Here is a 16790-nt window from a genome sequence, read left to right on the forward strand (position 1 = left end):
GGATGGGCGCGGCCGGTATCTAGACAATATCTTCATCGAACGGCTCTGGCGCTCCCTGAAGCAGGAGGCCGTCTATTTGCACGAGATTACCAACGGCTTCCAAGCCAAACGGATCATCGACGACTGGATCGGCTTTTACAACTCCGAGCGCCCTCACACCGCGCTCGACAAACGCACCCCAGACGCGGAATACTTCGAGCAAGCAGAAATACGCAACGCGGCATGAACACCAAAATGATGCATCTTAGGCAAGCAGCAAAACTGTCTTAAAAAGCAGGACCACTTCAGTCCGGCATCGTTCAATCCCAAGGGTTGATCACTTCAACTTGCATTGCTCGAAAGGGCTCTATGTCTCTCGTGGCCACGCGGCAACGGTCGTTTGCAAGTGCGATTGCTGCAATCATACCGGCCAGTTCACCAACCGCTTTGCCAGCACTTCTTGCGGTCGCCATGTGACCACCGTAAAAAATCGAGGCCTTGGTATCAAAATCCAGAATACGGCCGCGAAAATCAGTCTCACGTATCTCTGTGATAGCGTTGTGAAGGTCAGCCCGTCGCTTGCCCGAAGGCAAAGCCCACAAGCCATATTCCATTTCCGCCAGTGTTACGGCGGTAAGGTGCAGTTCGTTTGGGTCTTGTTCGTCAAGCCACTGGATCACCTTTGGATCAGGGTTTTTCTTGAGCGGTTCAGAAATGACATTTGTGTCCAGAATAATCATTCGAACGCCATCGGATTACTCGCCGTCTTGTCACGGTCAAACTGAAAACCATCATCAATCACCCCGCCATATTTGGCATTCAATATGGTTCCAAACCCTGTACCGGTCTCAATCCGAACAAGCTGTGCAATAGCTAGGCGAACCTCGGCCTCCGCGCTGCGTTTGTTCCGTGCGGCGACACGTTTCAAGGCTTCATAGTCGTTATCGGGTATGTTGCGCACGGTCATTTGGCTCATCGGTAAATATCCTCTCGAATGATGCTATCAGCATAATAATGATGCTGGCATAATGCATGCGCATATCGCCATGCGATAGCAAAAAGAAGCCCCGCGCAAGCGGGGGCCAAGTCCACCTCAACACGAGGATCAGTTAGAAGCAGTCGGGCACCCAAGCCTCGATTCGTGCTTTCTGTTCGGCTGTCACGCCGCACATTTTTTGATGCTCTGGATCGTTGAACAGCTTGTGCATCGCTTCGTTCTTTTCACCCTTGTTCGACTTGGAAAATGCCCGGTGGGATTGTCACATTAATACTCGCAGACCTGATTAGTTCTAGAAATCCAAGATTAAGCAGCGACAATCTCACGCCACTCAGCGAGCTCTAAGGCACGCGTTTGTTGGAGTGTTCGTCGCGAGATCAGATGACGCCGCAAATTGAAATGGTTGTGGATGGCGTCGTGTGTGAGCAGAAAACGCTGCATTGATCCGGGTGATTTGAACCGAGCCATTTGGCGCTCGCGCCGACGCGTTGGTTGATGTTAAAATTCAAATCTATTGTTTAATCTGCCACCTGTGACGTGGATGTGCGCCAGCCCCAAATCACGCAGGGCGGCGGAAAAAGACCTTGGTTTGCCGGTGACGAATTGATTCGGAATGTAACCCTGCTTTTTAAGTAGTTTCCTCATACCTCTAAGGTGCGCGCGTTTGTTTCGGCGAAATTGAGCGAGGGCTTCAAGAACCTCACCTTCGTCGGCAACGGCTCGCTACAGATATGTCCGTCTGCGACCAATTCGGACAAACACTTCATCAAGATGCCAGGTTCCCGAAGGTCGATCCCTGCGGGATTTGACGTTGGCGGCAATCACCGGGCCGAATTTCAAGACCCATCGGCGGGTCGTTTCATAACTAAAATCGATCCCGCGTTCGGCCAGCACTTCTCACTATCTCGAAAGCTCAACGGGAAGCGAAAGTAGAGCCAGACCTCCCTCTGGATTATTGATTGCGGAAATCGATGGTGTGCGGAGGATATTTTGTTCATTCGAGGAAATTACCCGTCGGCGGGCCGACCGACGAGTTAACGTGACAATACCGCTGCGCTCCTGGTTGAAATGGTTGTGAACGGAGGAATGAACGGCGACGTATTTCTGCAAGGTGCGCAGTCGCCTAAATCGAAGCATGGCCCGCTCTCTTCGTCGGAATGGCCTCTTTTCATGGTTTGCAAGCAACCCACTGTCAGGCAGCGGGTGTGAATTCTCAGCCCGAATTTTGAGCGAGCGGCCGGTTTCCTGCCGGTCAGCGTTACCGACGACTTTCATCGCAGCGCCATATGATCGAAGTTTGTCCGTCAGCAAGGTTTTCGGGGATCCGCGGCGGCGCGTTGTTTTCTTTAGAAATTTCAATGCCGCCTTACGATTCCGCGCCTTCCTGACCAAACTTTCCAGAACCTCGCCTTCATTTTTAACGGCACGCCACAGGTAGTGCCGCCCGCCGTCGATCGTAAGCGTCCGACGCTCCCCAACTAACGGCGCTGCTTCTGGCACGAGAGCGGTGCTTGGCTGCCGAGTTAGGGATGGGATCGGGTGATTTACATGTGGCTCATGACCACAAAGCCAAGAAAGACGCCCAGGTGTTGCGAAGGTGCGCTGGGAATTCGCCCCTTCGCCAGCTGGCTTCAATTGGATAATAATGGTTCTTAAAGGAGCGATCACGCCGTAGTCTTCGGATACTGCTCGCAAACAAAGGTGGCGTTATGACAACTCACACCGGCTATCTTCTGATCGCAGACATCACCGGATACACAAAATTTCTGACATCCTCGGAAATGGATCATGCTAACGCGATCCTGCATTCCCTGCTGGAAGCGCTTATTGAACAAATTGGCGACCCGCTACATTTCTGGAAAATGGAAGGCGACGCTGTGCTGGCCTATTCGACCCGACAGCAGTTCCCTTCCGGCGAAACTTTTCTGGCCATCTGCGAAAACCTCTACAATTCGTTTGCGCAGCGCCAGCAAGATATCATCGCCAATACGACCTGCACCTGTAATGCCTGCGCCAATACGGGCGACCTCGATCTTAAGATCATCGCCCATTATGGCCGTTTCGAGGAAATGAAGCTGGGACCGAATTTGGATATTTCGGGGCCAGACGTCATTTTGGTCCATCGCATGACCAAAACCGATGTGAAAGAGAAGACAGGCATCCACAGCTATGCCCTGTTCAGTGACGCCGCGGCGCAAGCCATGAACATTCACAAAGCGCTGGAACCGTTCTCGCAGGAATTCGAGCATTTCGGCGAAGTCTCGATGAAAGTCTACGATCTGGCTAAGGCGTGGCAAACGTTCCGCCACGAGCGCGAGCGCCACTTTATGGAAGAGGACGACGGAGTATGGACATTTCGGCGCCATTTTGACGCGCCCGCCGCGGTGGTCTGGGAAGCGCTTGTTGCCCCCGAGCACAAGCAGCGTTGGATGGACAATATCAAGACGGTCACAGCCGAAAACCTGATGGGTCGCGTTGGCAATGGGTCGACCTATCATTGTGCACATGCACTTGCGGATTTCATCTATACGGTCACCGACTGGGAACCGTTCATCTATTTCTCAACACGGATTCTGGACCCGGCACGCCCCGGCGTCAGCCTTCCTGAGACCTATCATCTGACCCAGACAAACAACGGCACAGAGGTTCGATACACCATGGGCCGGGCTGAGGACGCTGATGGGAACCGTTATGAGGAGTCAGAAGAGAATTCTGTGGCCTTCCTATCGGAATTCTGGCCCGCATCGTTTGATGAGATGGAAGTGCAGCTAAAGGCGGCAAATTAGGCTGGTCCACAGGGCGACAACCGGTGCGTTCGCGCATCGGGCGCGTGGTAATCGCCGGTATGCTACCAAAAAGGCAGCTCGATTTGTGGTGCTGTCAGACAAATGCGAACCAGTCTCCGTTAGGAAAGCGAGGCTGCCCCTTATGCCACGCCCAACTGACGCCACTCAGCCAGTGCGGCGCTGCGGTTGAGCTTGAAGTTGTCGCGTGAGTAAAGGTGACGTTCCTGGTTGAAATGATTGCAAACGGAGGCGTGAATGGAGACGAGCTTCTGCAAACTCCGCATTCGGCGAAAGCGCAACATCGCCCGTTCTCGTCGTCGAAACGGCCCAAAGCGATTCCACCAAAACCGAACAGTCTCATGGCTGATTTCGATCCCGCGTTCATGTAATAGGTCCTCAACATTTCGAAGTGAAAGGCGAAAGCGAACGTCCATCATCACCGCCAGGCGGATGATATCAGGGCTTGTTTTGAAGTAGCGAAATGGGGAGTGTTTTGTCATCCAACTACGCTACGAAACCGATCAGTCCGCCTCAAGCTGGTTTTGTCGGACAAGACCTCCTCAGGCACCTGAGGAAGGTTTTGTGTCGATTGATCTGGCTGTTCATCTGGCTCCGTCAGATCAACCATCTCAAAATGGAAGCCGACCAACCCTTTCAGATCGTCAGAGGAACAGCCTGAAACCTTTATTCAGGACGGACGAATTAGAGATCAGCTTAAAGATTGCGATGGTGTGACCTCGGATGCTTGCACCGCCCTTTTGAGGGACCGTGATCGTCTGCAAGATTGCGCTATTCAGGACCAGGACAAAGATCAAACCAAAGTTCAGGACATAGACTGCGCCCCGGATTCGGGCAACGCGGGCGGCGCTGGTAAAAACTGACCCCTTTTGGTGTCGGCTCACCCTGGTCAATCGGCACCTCTCCCCCGATACAAACATTGAGACTAAAATGTCGAATTACATTTCGATGCGCGGCCTGATGGCCGCAACAACGGTCATCGCCGCATTGACAACCGGGTCGGCCGCTCTGGCGGGAGGTGACTCTGAAAATGACGATATGATGCAAATGATGCCATATGGTTACGGGCCTTATGGTGGCGGCGTGGGCATGATGGCGCGCCCGGTCGACACGGATGGCGATGGGATGGTCAGCGCAGCAGAGGCCTCGAGACATGCCAGCACCGGGTTTGCCCAATTCGACGCTGATGGTGACGGCCAGATCAGTGAAGATGAGTATATGGACAGCGCGCCTTCGGTCACGCCGATGGGCCGCAGAAATGTTGAGCGGCTTTATGTCAACCGCGCCGGACGGTTCAAGGTGATGGATGCAGATGACAACGGCGACGTGATATTGGCAGAGTTCATGGCCAAGGCGCAGGCAAGCTATGAAGCCGCCGATGCCGACAAGGATGGAAAAGTCACCGTATGGGAATTCCACGCGCAACAAAATCCATTCTGAGCCAGTGACCCGGCTAAAACAATCTTTCCCCGCAACGCTGCGATCATACAGTGTTGCGGGCTTGTCTTGTGGTGGCCAACGCGGCGCGCGGCACCGTTCGCTCACACCGCCGAAAAATGCTTTCAGTAACCCTAAATGGTCGAATTGATTGTCCCGATGGACCGAAAGGCAGCGATACACTAACATCCAAATTGGATTGCCAGTGTGGCTTATCCTGCGCGACTTTGGTCGTCGGCGAGAGGCCTCAAAAAGATGCAGCTTTCAGAAAGATAATGGAGATATTAATGGCCGACACCTCGATCAGCATCAAGTTGCTGCGCGCCATCGTTGATCCTAAGACGCTGACATTTAGAACCACAGCTTCGCTTGAACCTCTGATTGGCCCGTTAGGGCAAGAGCGGGCAGTCGAGGCGATCCGCCTTTCAGCCCAAATGCGGCATCGGCGCTTCAATCTATACGTCTATGGGGCCGAAGGCAGTGGGCGACATTCAACCGTTCTGCGGTTGCTCGAAGAAGTGGCGGCACAAAGGCCAGTTCCCTCTGACTGGGTGTATCTGCAAAACTTTTCAGATCCTGACCGGCCATTGGCGGTATCTCTGCCGCTGGGGCATGGGGTTAAACTGCGCGCCGCCATGTCGCGGCTGGCAGAGGATCTGGTTACGCACATTCCTGCACTTCTGGTGTCAGAGGATTACCAGAACCGGCGCACGGCATTGGATCAGGATTTTGCCGCCCGCCATGAAGCCGCGCTTGACGATTTGCGCAATGCGGCGCAAGCCCGCGAAGTTGCCATTATTAAGACCCCGATGGGCTATTCGCTGGCGGCCATGCAAGCTGGTGAAGTGGTTAAACCAGATGTCATGGCAGGCCTGCCAGTGGCGGCGCGACAGCAACTCGATGCGAACGTGACCGCAACCCGGGACGACCTTGAGGATTTTTTGCTGTCTCTTCCCGAACTTGGCCGCGCAGAAAGCGAAGCGATTGCAGAGCTGAACGCGCGGATGGCCGGGATCGCGGTCAATTCGGCAATGTCGAAAATTACCAAAGCCTTTGCCAAGGTGCCCGCGCTGGAACCTTATTTTGAAGCGCTCCGGGCCGATCTGATCGACAAGGCTGATTTGTTCTTGTCACTGGAACGCAGCCGGGCAGAAAATCCCTTTCCGCCGGGTATCGCAGCCTTGCGGGATGACCCTAGATTCAATCGCTATCGGGTCAATGTGATCGCCTCGCATACGAAATCGGAACGTGGTGCCCCGGTCGTTGTTGAAACGCTACCCACTTTGTCAAACCTGACCGGACGGATCGATTATCTGTCTATTCAGGGCGCCTTGGTCACTGATTTTACCCAGATTAAACCGGGTGCGTTGCACCGCGCGAATGGCGGTTTTCTGGTGCTTGATGCCCGTCGTATCTTGAATGAGCCTCATGCTTGGGAAGGGTTGAAACGCTGTTTGGAAACCACATCCGTCCACGTTATTGCTGATGCTGAACGGTTGGGCCTTACAGCGACAATGACGCTGGAACCGCAGCCCATCCCACTTGATGTGCGCGTCATTCTGATCGGTGACCGGATGCTTCATATGCTGCTTTCAGAGCTCGATCCGGATTTCGAAGAATTCTTTCGCGTCGCGGCAGAGTTTGGCGAAGATACGCGCCGCAGCCTGGAAACCATCACGCTATTTGCCCGAATGGTTGCCACCATCGTGGAAAAGGAAGGCATGCGTGCTGTGACGCGCGATGGTGTCGCAGCACTGGCCGACGCGGCGACACGCGCCGCCGAAGATCAAGAAAAGATATCGCTGCGCTTGAACCGGATCTGGGACATCCTGCGCGAGGCAGACCACATTGCAGCCCAAAGCAAGGCAAGGACGGTCAACGCCACGCATATCGCGGCCGCCATAGCTGCGGCTGACCGACGAACAGGCGGCCCGCGAGAGCGCTTGCAGGAAATGATCGCTCGTGGTGGGATAATGATCTCGACGGCGGGCAGCATTGTGGGGCAGGTCAACGGGCTATCCTTGGTCGAGATCGGCGATCTGCGAATTGGGGCGCCGGTTCGCATCACCGCCCGCGTCCGAATGGGTGCGGGAAACATCATTGATATTGAACGAGAGGCCAAACTTGGCGGCCCTCTTCATTCCAAGGCCGTCCTTATCCTGTCCAGCTATCTGGCAACGCGTTACGCCATTGATGTCCCGTTCTCGCTTTGGGCCAGTCTGGTCTTTGAACAAACCTATGGCGGGGTAGAGGGTGACAGCGCATCCCTCGCCGAACTCTGCACCTTGATGTCGGCGCTTTCCGACGTTCCGATTTCACAGTCTTTTGCCGTCACCGGATCGGTCAATCAAATGGGTGAGGTGCAGCCAATCGGTGGCATCAGTGAAAAAATCGAAGGATTTTTCGACGTCTGTGTGGCTCAGGGTCTAACGGGTCGGCAAGGCGTGATAATCCCGAAACAAAACGTCGTAAACCTGATGCTTCGCCCCGATGTCGTTGACGCTGTGGCAAAATCAAAATTTCAGATTCATGCGGTGTCACATGTCGATGAAGCTGTGGCACAACTTACAGGCCTGCCCGCCGGCGAGCGCGCCCCGCACGGCGATTTCGAGGATGGCACGATCAATGCGAATATCGAAGTGCGGCTGCTCGGCTTTGCCGAGGCGCGCGCGATGTATAGGGGACCATCCGACAGCATTCTGTACAATCCAAACGATTGACATTACCGACTGGCGTTCGCTTTGGAATAGCGATGGCTTTCAACAGCGGTCGATCTTTCGCAAGCTCAATACCGGCCGATTGCGCACCCCGCGTAAAGTCGGCATGGCGGCCCAAATCGCGCAGAAGGCCTAGCGCGCCAATAGTTCCACCCTAATTCTTTCTGATATAAGGTCGCTTGGGTGAAGGATTACCTGATCCCCAGCTTCCAACCCGGCAAGCACCTGCGCATAACTTTCGTTACGCTCACCCAAGGTAATGGTTTCCAGCTGCGCCCGTCCATCGCGCACCACATAGGTTGCCCAGTTCGATCCATCGCGAAACAGCGCGCCCACGGGAATTGCCAACACGCCCTCTTCACGCCAAAGCGCGATGCGGGCGATAACACGAAACCCGTGGCCAAGCAGCTGCCATTCGTTTGGGTCGCCCGTCAGGGTCAGGAAAATCTCGACCCGCCGCTCATCAATCCCAAGCGCCGAAATCTTTGGTGTAGCAACAGGCTCGACCCGTTCCACCTGCGCTGCAATCGGCGGTCCGCCCCAACCCGTGATTTCAGCTTTGGCACCAGGTTGCACGCGCACCGAATCGCGCGACAAAAGATCGACGACGACCTCAAGATTGCCGGGGTTGCCAATTTCAAGGATCGGCGTGCCGACTTGGACAACCTGTTCGTCCTCGGTCAATACCCGCAACACCCGACCCGAAACCGGCGCAATCAAGCTTAGGCAGCAAGCCTCGGCGCCATTTGCATCACCATTCAACAAAGCCGCCTCAGCGCTGTCTTTCTGGCGCTCTCGAACGGCCAAATTGGCGCGCGCACTGTCCAACGTGGCTTGCGCCGTTTTTTGTTCAAGCACGGCATTGGACAGTGCACGTTCCGAAATAGCCAGTTTTTCGAAAAGTGCACTTGCGCGGTTTGCCTCGGACGTCATGAATTCCAGGGTTGCTTCTGCCTGCACCACCTGCGCGCGCGCTAGATCAACCGCAGATTTGGCCGCCGCCATAGTCGCCTCGGCGACCGCCCGTGACCGGGAATCCAGAAAGGCCGGTGCCGCAGGGCCGATTGATGCAACGACGGTTTCTTGCGCAACGACAGGGTCGCCCGCATGCAGGCTTATCCGGCTAAGCTTGCCCGCAATGGTTGCTGACAGGGTGTAAACCTCGCGGATACGTGCCTCGCCTTCCTCTTCAACCGAAACCTCGATGGTCTGCGGCGCAACCGCAGCCACCTCGACCACCACGGGGCGCGGCATAAAAGCCCAGATGATAAGGCCCAGTACCGAGACGGTGGCAAGCAAGATGATAAGACGGCGCATGTGTCATTCCCTTGTCTTTAGTACCTCGATCATGTCGAGGTTGTTGATCCGCCCCCAAACGGCCAAGGCCGAGACCAGAGCGGCAGCACAGACGACCAGACTGGCCGTCGCGTAAACATCGTACCCAACCACAAAGGGCACGCGGTAGAGATCAGAAGAAAAAGCGGCGACCATGGCCGCTCCGATGCCATACCCTATAACCCAGCCAAGGGGCTGAGCCAGTAAAACGACAATCGCAAGCTCGCCCAACAAGACCCGCGCCACTTCCGCGCGGGTGAAGCCGAGCACCCGTAGGCTGGCCAATTCCCGCCCCTGTTCCGAAAGGGAAATGCGGGCAAAGTTGTAGACAACTCCGATGGCAATGATCGCTGCAAGAATGACGTAGACGGTGATCATAACAGTGATGTTTTCGGCCAGCGTCTCTTTGAAACGTGCGATTGTAAGTGCGGTGACAGTCAGGAATTCCGTCTTGGGTGTGGTTTTTGCAGCGGCGTAAAAGGCTCCGCGTGCGGCTTCATCAATTTGCAGGTTCACGCCTGATATCAACGCGTCTTCGCCCATGATCCGGTTAAGCGCCGTCATTTCCATTGCTGCCCCCAAACCGACATACCCCAGCGAGATGCCGCTAACTGGCAGGCTGATGATGGGCCGGGCACCTTCTAGCACTTCGACGGTCACGCGCTCACCGCGTCGCACGTCCAATGCGTTGGCCAATGCTTCGGATATAATCAGCCCCACCTCGGGCATTGCCATCGGGCGCAAGGATGGGTCGAGCACGCGGGACAGGTGTGGGTTTTCGGGCTTGCCCATGATTGACAACCGCTTTGAGCGGTTAAGGTGGCTGATCCTGGCCGTGGCCGATCTGAACGGTTCGGCCACCAGCACGCCCGGCATGTGGCGCGCGGCATAGAGGGCGCGATATGGTTCTGGCGCGCCGAAAACCACCAAGGCGTCGTGACGCTCGGATCGGAAAAAAGTAACATCAATCATGTGATTGATTGAACCAAAGGACCACAGGGATGCCACAAGAAGCGCGACCGACATAGCAACACCAAAGGTGCTTGAGAACGTGCGAAAGGGCCATCGAAAAAGATGCCGGGCAATCATGACCCCGGTCTGACGCAAGGCCAACAGATGCCACAAGGACCATGCCCGATTGCGGTACGCGGGCGGTGCGGGGGGGGCCATGGCCACAGCTGGCGGCAAGGCCACAACCGAACGCACGGCATAAAGTGCGCCTGCCACTGCCGAGATAGCCGTCACGATGGCCGCAAGCCCATAGATTTGCGGATCGCGCGTGAAAACAAGAAAGGGAAAGGAAAAGACTTGGGCATAGAGTTGCGCCAGACCTGCGCCCAACCAAGCCCCCGCGACAAAGCCGACCGCGATGCCAAGGGCAGCGATCACCACGACGAATTCCACATAGTGAACTCCAATCGCACGCGAGGAGTAACCGATGGCTTTCAAAAGCCCGATCTGTTCCCGCTCTAGCGTGACCAAACGCGACAACGTCATGTTGACCAGCATCGCGGCAACCAGCAAAAAGATGGGCGGCAAGACCTTTACCATAGCGCTGAGTTGTTTCAGTTCAGCATCTAGAAAGGCATGCGAAACCTGATCCGCGCGGCCAGTGGCCCCAACACCGCCATAGCGGGCCGTCAGGCGATCAAGCGCCTCAATCACCCGGTCTTCCGAAGCGCCGGGCGCCAGCTTCAGCACCACGTTTGAAAATGCGCCTTTAAGGTCAAATGCGGCCTCAAGGCTTGCACGTGGCAGCCAGGCAATGCCAAAGCGCAGCGGGTCCGGCATCATTTGGCCCGGTCCAAGCGCATAGATGAATTCAGGCGACAGCGCGATACCTGTGATGATAAGTGTCCGGCGCTGCCCGTTCACCAAGATGGTCAACGGGTCGCCAACGCGCAGCCGGTGTACCTCCGCAAACCCCTCTGACACGACCACCTCGCTTGTCGATTGCGGACCCGGAATCCTGCCTTGCCTAAGGTGCAACCGGTTCAGGCCCGCGCCCGCAACCTTTGGCAGCGAAACCAGCATTACCGAGCCGGGTTCAACCATGCCAGGCATGTCGAGCAGCCCCAGTTTCACGATCCGCGCCTCGGCTACCAGCACGCCGTCGATGGCTTCGATCTCTCCCATCAGGGCTTGCGGCGCGCGGGTCACATTGGCGAACACATCGGCAAAGCGGTTGGCCTCATAATAGCGTGTCCGCGTTTCGGACAGCGATGAAAAGGCGCCGTTCCCCAAAATCATCGTGGCTACGCCCGCGGCCAACACCAACGCAATAGCCAAAACCTGCGCCCAAAGGCGAACCAGATCCCGTAGCATTTTGCGGCGCAGGGGCGATATCACCATGATATCTCCGAGGGCTTTTTCTTTGTACTATTGACCGTCTCTTCAACAATTTGCCCATCAGCAAAGCGTAAAACACGGTCAGCGATGGCTTGGGTGGCGGCGTTGTGGGTGATGACCAAAGTGGTTGCCCCCACAGCTTTGTTGACCTGCGTCAGCGCCTCTAGCACCTGCACGCCAGTTGCGGAATCAAGCGCCCCGGTCGGTTCGTCGCACAACAGAACTGCCGGATTCTTGGCAATGGCGCGGGCGATGGCGACGCGCTGTTGTTCGCCCCCTGACAACTGCGCCGGAAAATGGTCCCGCCGTTCGGACAGACCGACCAAGGCCAATGCGTCATCGGCCGACATCGGATTGCGGGCGATTTCAGTGACCAGTTGCACGTTCTCGCGCGCGGTCAGGCTGGGCACCAAATTATAGAACTGGAATACAAAGCCCACATGCTTACGCCGAAACTGCGTAAGGCCGTGCGCATCAAGCGCCGTTAACTCATTACCCTTGAACCACGCCTCGCCCGCCGTCGCCGTATCAAGACCTCCGACGATGTTCAAAAAGGTAGACTTGCCTGACCCAGAAGGGCCAAGGATGACTAGAAATTCGCCGCTTGCAGCTTCGAAATCTACCCCGCGCAAGGCATGAACTTCGAACGCACCAGTACGATAGACCTTGGTCAGACCCTTCGTTCGAAACACAGTTTCCACTCTTTGCGTCATGATGCCCAGATCCCCCAGAGGGTGGAAGGTTATGGGAAACAGACGCCGGGGGAATGATGCAGGTCAATTCCGTGCAAGTATCAAAACCCCATACTCCAAAAAACTTCCCCTAAAGGCATAGCTGCCAAGATCTGCGCCAGTCGGGCCTTTCAATCATTGGTAAATCGCCACACCGACAAGCATTGAACAATGCGCGCGCATACTTTCCGTAAAAGCATTGCGCCTATGCCTATTGGGCCACATATCCACCATCGACCGGGATAATTGCCCCGGTGACAAAGGACGCGCGCGGCGAGCAGAGCCAGACAATCAGTTCTGCCACCTCTTGAGGCGTGCCAATGCGCCCCATCGGATGCAGTGGGGCCATCATCTGGGCCGAAATCTGGGTACCTTGCGTTGACTGGTCAGCCAGCGAATCCAGCATCCGCGTATCAATGCCGCCGGGACACACGGCGTTCACCCGGATACCCGATTTTGCGTATTCAAGGGCAGCATTTTTCGTAAGGCCGACGGCGCCATATTTAGTGGCCACATAGGACGAAAAACCGGGAAACCGATCAGAGAGGCAATGGACGCCAAATTGACGATGGTGCCGCCGCCTGTTTTTAGCATGTTGTCAATCTCGGTTTGCATGCAAAGGAACGTGCCTTTCAAATTGACTGAAACAATCTTGTCAAAATTGTCGCTGGATTGTTCCGCGAACGGCCCAACTTTCCCTCAATACCCGCGTTGTTGACGGCATAATCAATTTTCCCATAAGCCTTGATGGCGGCTTGCATGAGCGCGGAAATATCAGCGTGTTTGGAAACGTCTGCAGCGACGAAAATCGCCTCGCCACCCCCCTTTTTTTAATCAGCGCAACGGTTTCTGCGCCCCCTTTGCTCTCTATATCTGAAACGACAACCTGCGCGCCTTCAGCGGCAAGGGTTAAGGCAGTCGTACGGCCAATGCCCGCGGCCGCCCCTATCACGATTGCTGTCAAACCTTTGACCAGTTCGATGGCATCTCTCTTTGCGGAGGGAATGACTCACGCACCCAACTCTCTCTCGTGCCAGTGTCGGACCCCGAGGGACCCACGCGAAACCCTGCGCAAACCTGACGCTCATTGGAAAATCAGCCGAGCCCGAAGTCATCCCGGAAGCGGTCAATCTGATGCATGCGCTCATGCAGGATGGTCACGATCCCGATGTCGCCATTCGATAGATGACGCCAGTAAACGAAATGGCGCTCGTACCGGAAGAAGAACCCCTCGACGCCGAACTCGGCCGGGATGGGCTTTGATGCGACACCGTGAGCTGCGATCTGGTCGAAGGCCGCGAACAGGCCGGTGATGTATTTCTCGGCCTGATCATCTGCCCACCTGTCACGGGTGTAGCGGTAGATGTCGTCGAGGCGATGGGACGCTCCTTCTTGAACACGAATGGCGGCCACGGAGTCAGGCCCGGTTCCGTGCGATCACCTCGGCTGCCGTCAGCGCCTGATACGACTCCTCCGGGGCCGCGAAGGCATGGGTCAGCTCGCCCTTCAGCCGGTTGAAGGCTTCCTGCTCCGCCCTCTCTTTGTCACGCCGGATCAGGTCACGGATGTACTCGCTTACGTTCTCATAGGACCCGTCATCGCCTACGTTGGCCGACACGAAGTCACTCAGTGCCCCACCAAGGCGGACGGTCATCGTGGTCGTTCGGGACATGGCCGGCACCTCTCATCTCGCCTGTATTCAATATAACCAAAAACGCACACAGAACAAGAGCGAGCTGCACCCTACTCCTGCCGATCATCGTTCCCCGCCGGATAGGCGGCTGAGGAATTTCAACGCGGCCTTGCGATCCCGGCGCTTGGTGACATAGATTTCAAGCACTTCACCTTCGTGATCTACGGCCCGCCAAAGATAGTGGGTTTCACCGTTAATCTTTACGAACACTTCGTCCAAATGCCATTGCCAGTTCGAATGAGCACGAGGTTGCTGAACCCGTTCTCCTCGGATCTCCGCGCCAAACAGCGTGCCGAACAGGTTCCACCAGAACCGCACCGTCCCATGGCTGATCTAAATGCCGCGCTCGTGCAGCAAATCTTCGACATTCTGGAGCGACAGAGGGTACCGGACATACATCATCACCGCCAGGCGGATGATTTCCGGGGACGTCTTAAAGTAGCGAAAAGGGGAGCGTTTTGTCATCCGGCGAAGCTAGGTGTCCGCCCTGCCCGCCTCAACCAGTTTTCTTCCGGCAGTGCCGTGGGTAGAGCAACCGGGGCGGGTGTTTGATTAAAACTTCAACTCGCCAGGTAAAGGAACCACGCAGCCCTACTGATCCAGATCAACGGCAGGCCCTCCTGCCTATGCGCAGATGCGCATGAACTGGAGGTCCCATGATTCTTGCCGTCCTTGCCGCGCTTGCCGAGCCCACACGCCTTGCGGCAATTCGGATGCTACATGACGGTTGCGAACATTGTGTTTGCGATCTGATGAGCAGGCTGGACGCCTCGCAGAGCCGGATGTCGTGGCATATGCAGGTTCTGAAGCAGGCTGCTCTGGTTGTTGATCGGCGCGACGCGCAATGGGTACCCAATCGCCTCAATCCCGACCTCCCCGAGAACATCCGCGTGCTGATAGACGCGGCGTTGTCCGAGGAGATCGCGACATGAACATCTTTGGCTGGCTCAATGATCAACTGCTGCGGATGCAATGGCTGTCCGACCTTGTGACGGCCGGAGTTTCGGCGGCAGGGCTTGATCCGACTTCGCGCCTTGGCGGGTCGGTGCAGTTCTTCGTCTATGACGTGATCAAGATCTTCATACTGCTCTCGGTGCTGATCTTTGCCATTTCCTATGTCCAGAGTTTCTTCCCCCCCGAACGCACCCGCCGCATCCTGGGAGGACGCTCGGGGATCTGGGCGAACACGCTCGCCGCCCTCCTGGGAACCATAACGCCGTTCTGTTCCTGTTCGTCGATCCCGATCTTCATCGGCTTCACAGCCGCTGGCCTGCCTTTGGCGATCACCTTTTCTTTCCTGATTTCATCGCCGCTGGTGGATCTCGCCTCGGTGATCCTGCTGGCATCGATCTTCAACTGGCCAATCGCGCTGGCCTATGTCGCGGTGGGGCTGGTGGTGGCCGTGGTTGGCGGCACGCTGATCGGCCGCGCAGGAATGGAGGATCAGGTGGCCGAGTTCGTGCGCAGCGTTCCCGTGCAGGACAATGACCAGACCATGACGCGGATCGAACGGCTAGCCTTTGCACGCGATCAGGTGGTCGAAATCGTGCATCGGGTCTGGCCCTATGTGCTGATCGGGGTCGCGATTGGCGCTGCCATCCACAACTGGGTCCCGGCCGACATCATCACGGCGTTGCTGGGGCAGGAAAACTGGTGGTCGGTGCCATTGGCGACGCTCATCGGCATTCCTATGTACGCCGACATCTTCGGAACACTGCCCATCGCAGAGGCGCTGGTCGCAAAGGGCGTCGGCCTTGGGACAGTTCTAGCCTTTATGATGGCGGTCACAGCCTTGTCGTTGCCGTCGATCATCATGCTCAAGCGCGTGGTCAAGACACCGCTTCTGATGCTTTTTCTTGCGGTCGTTACCGGAGGCATTCTTGGCATCGGCGTGCTGTTCAACGCCGTCACCCACTGGTTCATCTGAAAGGAACACCCCCATGATCATCAAAATCCTCGGTTCGGGCTGCAAGAAATGTGTGGCGCTTGGCGAAAACGCGAAGGCTGCGGCAGCAGCAGCAGGCAAGGCGGCCGAGATCGTCAAGGTCACGGACATCGTGCAGATTGCGGCCTATGGCCTGATGTCGACGCCGGGACTGGTGATCGATGAAAAGTTGGTCTCGGGCGGCAAGGTGCTGACCGTTCAGGAAATCGAAAAGCTGCTATGACCGAATGCCGGGTTGTCGCCTACCGGATCGACAGCCAAGAAAGCGACCGGCGATTTGATTTCTTGCATCGCAACATCCTGAAATTCTGCGCCAATGTCACGTTTCTGTACATTTCGCCCAATTGGGCGCGCATCACCGACGGGAAGAAGGTGTTGGCTGCACACACTGCGTCTGTTCGTGATACGGAAGACTTCTATTGGTAATGGAGAGCAATTGAACGCGCATGAACCGGCCCACTCTGGTCTTGTGGGCATTTTCGACCGGGCGTGCCGGATGTCGAGGAGAAGCAATGAAAGCCATTGTTCAGGACAGGTATGGAGGGCCGGAACACCTTCGACTTGCCGATATCCCGGTTCCGGAACCGGTTAGGTCACAGATCCGGGTCAGGGTTCTGGCCTGTGCTGTTAACCTCTCCGACTGGGAATATCTGATCGGCTCGCCACTGTATGCGCGGCTCGTGGGTGGTTTGATGAAGCCGAAGCGCCAAGTCCTGGGATCAGACATCGTCGGCGTCATCGACAAGCTTGGGTCGGATGAGACGGGTTTTTCGCTTGGTGACCGGGTCATGGGCGACCTTGTG

Annotated in this window: 16 protein-coding genes and 6 pseudogenes; 9 read left to right on the forward strand and 13 right to left on the reverse strand. The window is 56.3% G+C overall.

The window, feature by feature from the left end; genetic code table 11:
• Window positions 1-184, forward strand: a pseudogene (locus tag Q1B15_RS09540) (integrase core domain-containing protein); the annotation flags it as partial.
• A 115-nt stretch (window positions 185-299) separates the two neighbouring features.
• Here Q1B15_RS09540 and Q1B15_RS09545 read toward each other — a convergent pair.
• The 4 genes and pseudogenes from Q1B15_RS09545 to Q1B15_RS09560 all read right to left on the reverse strand — a co-directional run.
• Window positions 300-719 (reverse strand): type II toxin-antitoxin system VapC family toxin, encoded by a 420-nt coding sequence (locus tag Q1B15_RS09545; RefSeq protein WP_299753364.1) that lies wholly within the window; start codon window positions 717-719, stop codon window positions 300-302.
• Window positions 716-955, reverse strand: a complete 240-nt coding sequence (locus tag Q1B15_RS09550) for a hypothetical protein (protein ID WP_299753366.1) — start codon at window positions 953-955, stop codon at window positions 716-718. The genes Q1B15_RS09545 and Q1B15_RS09550 overlap by 4 nt, the downstream gene beginning before the upstream one ends.
• Before the next feature lie 327 nt (window positions 956-1282).
• Window positions 1283-1974 (reverse strand): annotated as a pseudogene (locus tag Q1B15_RS09555) (IS6 family transposase).
• A gap of 55 nt (window positions 1975-2029) precedes the next feature.
• Window positions 2030-2437 (reverse strand): annotated as a pseudogene (locus tag Q1B15_RS09560) (DDE-type integrase/transposase/recombinase); the annotation flags it as partial.
• A gap of 248 nt (window positions 2438-2685) precedes the next feature.
• Between Q1B15_RS09560 and Q1B15_RS09565 the strand changes: the two are divergent.
• Complete coding sequence (locus Q1B15_RS09565; RefSeq protein ID WP_299753368.1) at window positions 2686-3762, forward strand: DUF2652 domain-containing protein; 1077 nt, start codon at window positions 2686-2688, stop codon at window positions 3760-3762.
• A 140-nt stretch (window positions 3763-3902) separates the two neighbouring features.
• Here the strand turns inward: Q1B15_RS09565 and Q1B15_RS09570 are convergent, their stop codons facing one another.
• A complete protein-coding gene (locus Q1B15_RS09570) occupies window positions 3903-4262 on the reverse strand; it encodes a hypothetical protein (RefSeq protein ID WP_299753370.1) in 360 nt (119 codons plus the stop codon).
• Window positions 4263-4710: 448 nt separating this feature from the next.
• On the opposite strand from Q1B15_RS09570, the gene Q1B15_RS09575 reads away from it, so the two are divergent.
• Window positions 4711-5220, forward strand: coding sequence for an EF-hand domain-containing protein (locus Q1B15_RS09575; protein ID WP_299753372.1), 510 nt, complete (start codon window positions 4711-4713; stop codon window positions 5218-5220).
• Window positions 5221-5504: 284 nt separating this feature from the next.
• Window positions 5505-7937, forward strand: coding sequence for an ATP-binding protein (locus Q1B15_RS09580; protein WP_299753374.1), 2433 nt, complete (start codon window positions 5505-5507; stop codon window positions 7935-7937).
• A gap of 129 nt (window positions 7938-8066) precedes the next feature.
• Here the strand turns inward: Q1B15_RS09580 and Q1B15_RS09585 are convergent, their stop codons facing one another.
• From Q1B15_RS09585 to Q1B15_RS09615, 8 genes and pseudogenes are all read right to left on the reverse strand, one after another.
• On the reverse strand, window positions 8067-9251 hold the full coding sequence (locus Q1B15_RS09585) for an efflux RND transporter periplasmic adaptor subunit (protein ID WP_299753376.1): 1185 nt from the start codon (window positions 9249-9251) through the stop codon (window positions 8067-8069).
• Window positions 9252-9254: 3 nt separating this feature from the next.
• Window positions 9255-11621, reverse strand: a complete 2367-nt coding sequence (locus Q1B15_RS09590; protein ID WP_299753378.1) for an ABC transporter permease — start codon at window positions 11619-11621, stop codon at window positions 9255-9257.
• On the reverse strand, window positions 11615-12331 hold the full coding sequence (locus tag Q1B15_RS09595; RefSeq protein ID WP_299753380.1) for an ABC transporter ATP-binding protein: 717 nt from the start codon (window positions 12329-12331) through the stop codon (window positions 11615-11617). Before Q1B15_RS09595 ends, Q1B15_RS09590 begins: the two co-directional genes overlap by 7 nt.
• Before the next feature lie 229 nt (window positions 12332-12560).
• Window positions 12561-13110: pseudogene (locus Q1B15_RS23430) on the reverse strand (SDR family oxidoreductase).
• A 71-nt stretch (window positions 13111-13181) separates the two neighbouring features.
• Window positions 13182-13301: pseudogene (locus Q1B15_RS23435) on the reverse strand (SDR family NAD(P)-dependent oxidoreductase); the annotation flags it as partial.
• A 143-nt stretch (window positions 13302-13444) separates the two neighbouring features.
• Window positions 13445-13762 carry a type II toxin-antitoxin system RelE/ParE family toxin gene (locus Q1B15_RS09605; protein ID WP_299753382.1) on the reverse strand — a complete coding sequence of 106 codons (318 nt, stop codon included), beginning with the start codon at window positions 13760-13762 and terminating at the stop codon, window positions 13445-13447.
• Between the two features lie 4 nt (window positions 13763-13766).
• The gene (locus tag Q1B15_RS09610; RefSeq protein ID WP_299753384.1) at window positions 13767-14021 is read right to left on the reverse strand and encodes an addiction module antitoxin; all 255 of its coding nucleotides are present in this window, start codon (window positions 14019-14021) and stop codon (window positions 13767-13769) included.
• A 111-nt stretch (window positions 14022-14132) separates the two neighbouring features.
• Window positions 14133-14507 (reverse strand): annotated as a pseudogene (locus Q1B15_RS09615) (IS6 family transposase); the annotation flags it as partial.
• Window positions 14508-14698: 191 nt separating this feature from the next.
• Here Q1B15_RS09615 and Q1B15_RS09620 point away from each other — a divergent pair.
• The 5 genes from Q1B15_RS09620 to Q1B15_RS09640 all read left to right on the forward strand — a co-directional run.
• Window positions 14699-14974, forward strand: coding sequence for a metalloregulator ArsR/SmtB family transcription factor (locus Q1B15_RS09620; RefSeq protein ID WP_299753386.1), 276 nt, complete (start codon window positions 14699-14701; stop codon window positions 14972-14974).
• Window positions 14971-15969 carry a permease gene (locus Q1B15_RS09625; protein WP_299753388.1) on the forward strand — a complete coding sequence of 333 codons (999 nt, stop codon included), beginning with the start codon at window positions 14971-14973 and terminating at the stop codon, window positions 15967-15969. Before Q1B15_RS09620 ends, Q1B15_RS09625 begins: the two co-directional genes overlap by 4 nt.
• 13 nt (window positions 15970-15982) lie before the next feature.
• Window positions 15983-16210 (forward strand): thioredoxin family protein, encoded by a 228-nt coding sequence (locus tag Q1B15_RS09630; protein WP_299753391.1) that lies wholly within the window; start codon window positions 15983-15985, stop codon window positions 16208-16210.
• Window positions 16207-16413, forward strand: a complete 207-nt coding sequence (locus Q1B15_RS09635; protein WP_299753393.1) for a hypothetical protein — start codon at window positions 16207-16209, stop codon at window positions 16411-16413. The genes Q1B15_RS09630 and Q1B15_RS09635 overlap by 4 nt, the downstream gene beginning before the upstream one ends.
• Window positions 16414-16499: 86 nt before the next feature.
• On the forward strand, window positions 16500-16790 hold a 291-nt coding region (locus tag Q1B15_RS09640), incomplete at its 3' end, for an alcohol dehydrogenase catalytic domain-containing protein (protein WP_299753395.1).

This window comes from uncultured Boseongicola sp. (assembly GCF_937988555.1).
Classification (GTDB): Bacteria; Pseudomonadota; Alphaproteobacteria; order Rhodobacterales; family Rhodobacteraceae; genus Boseongicola.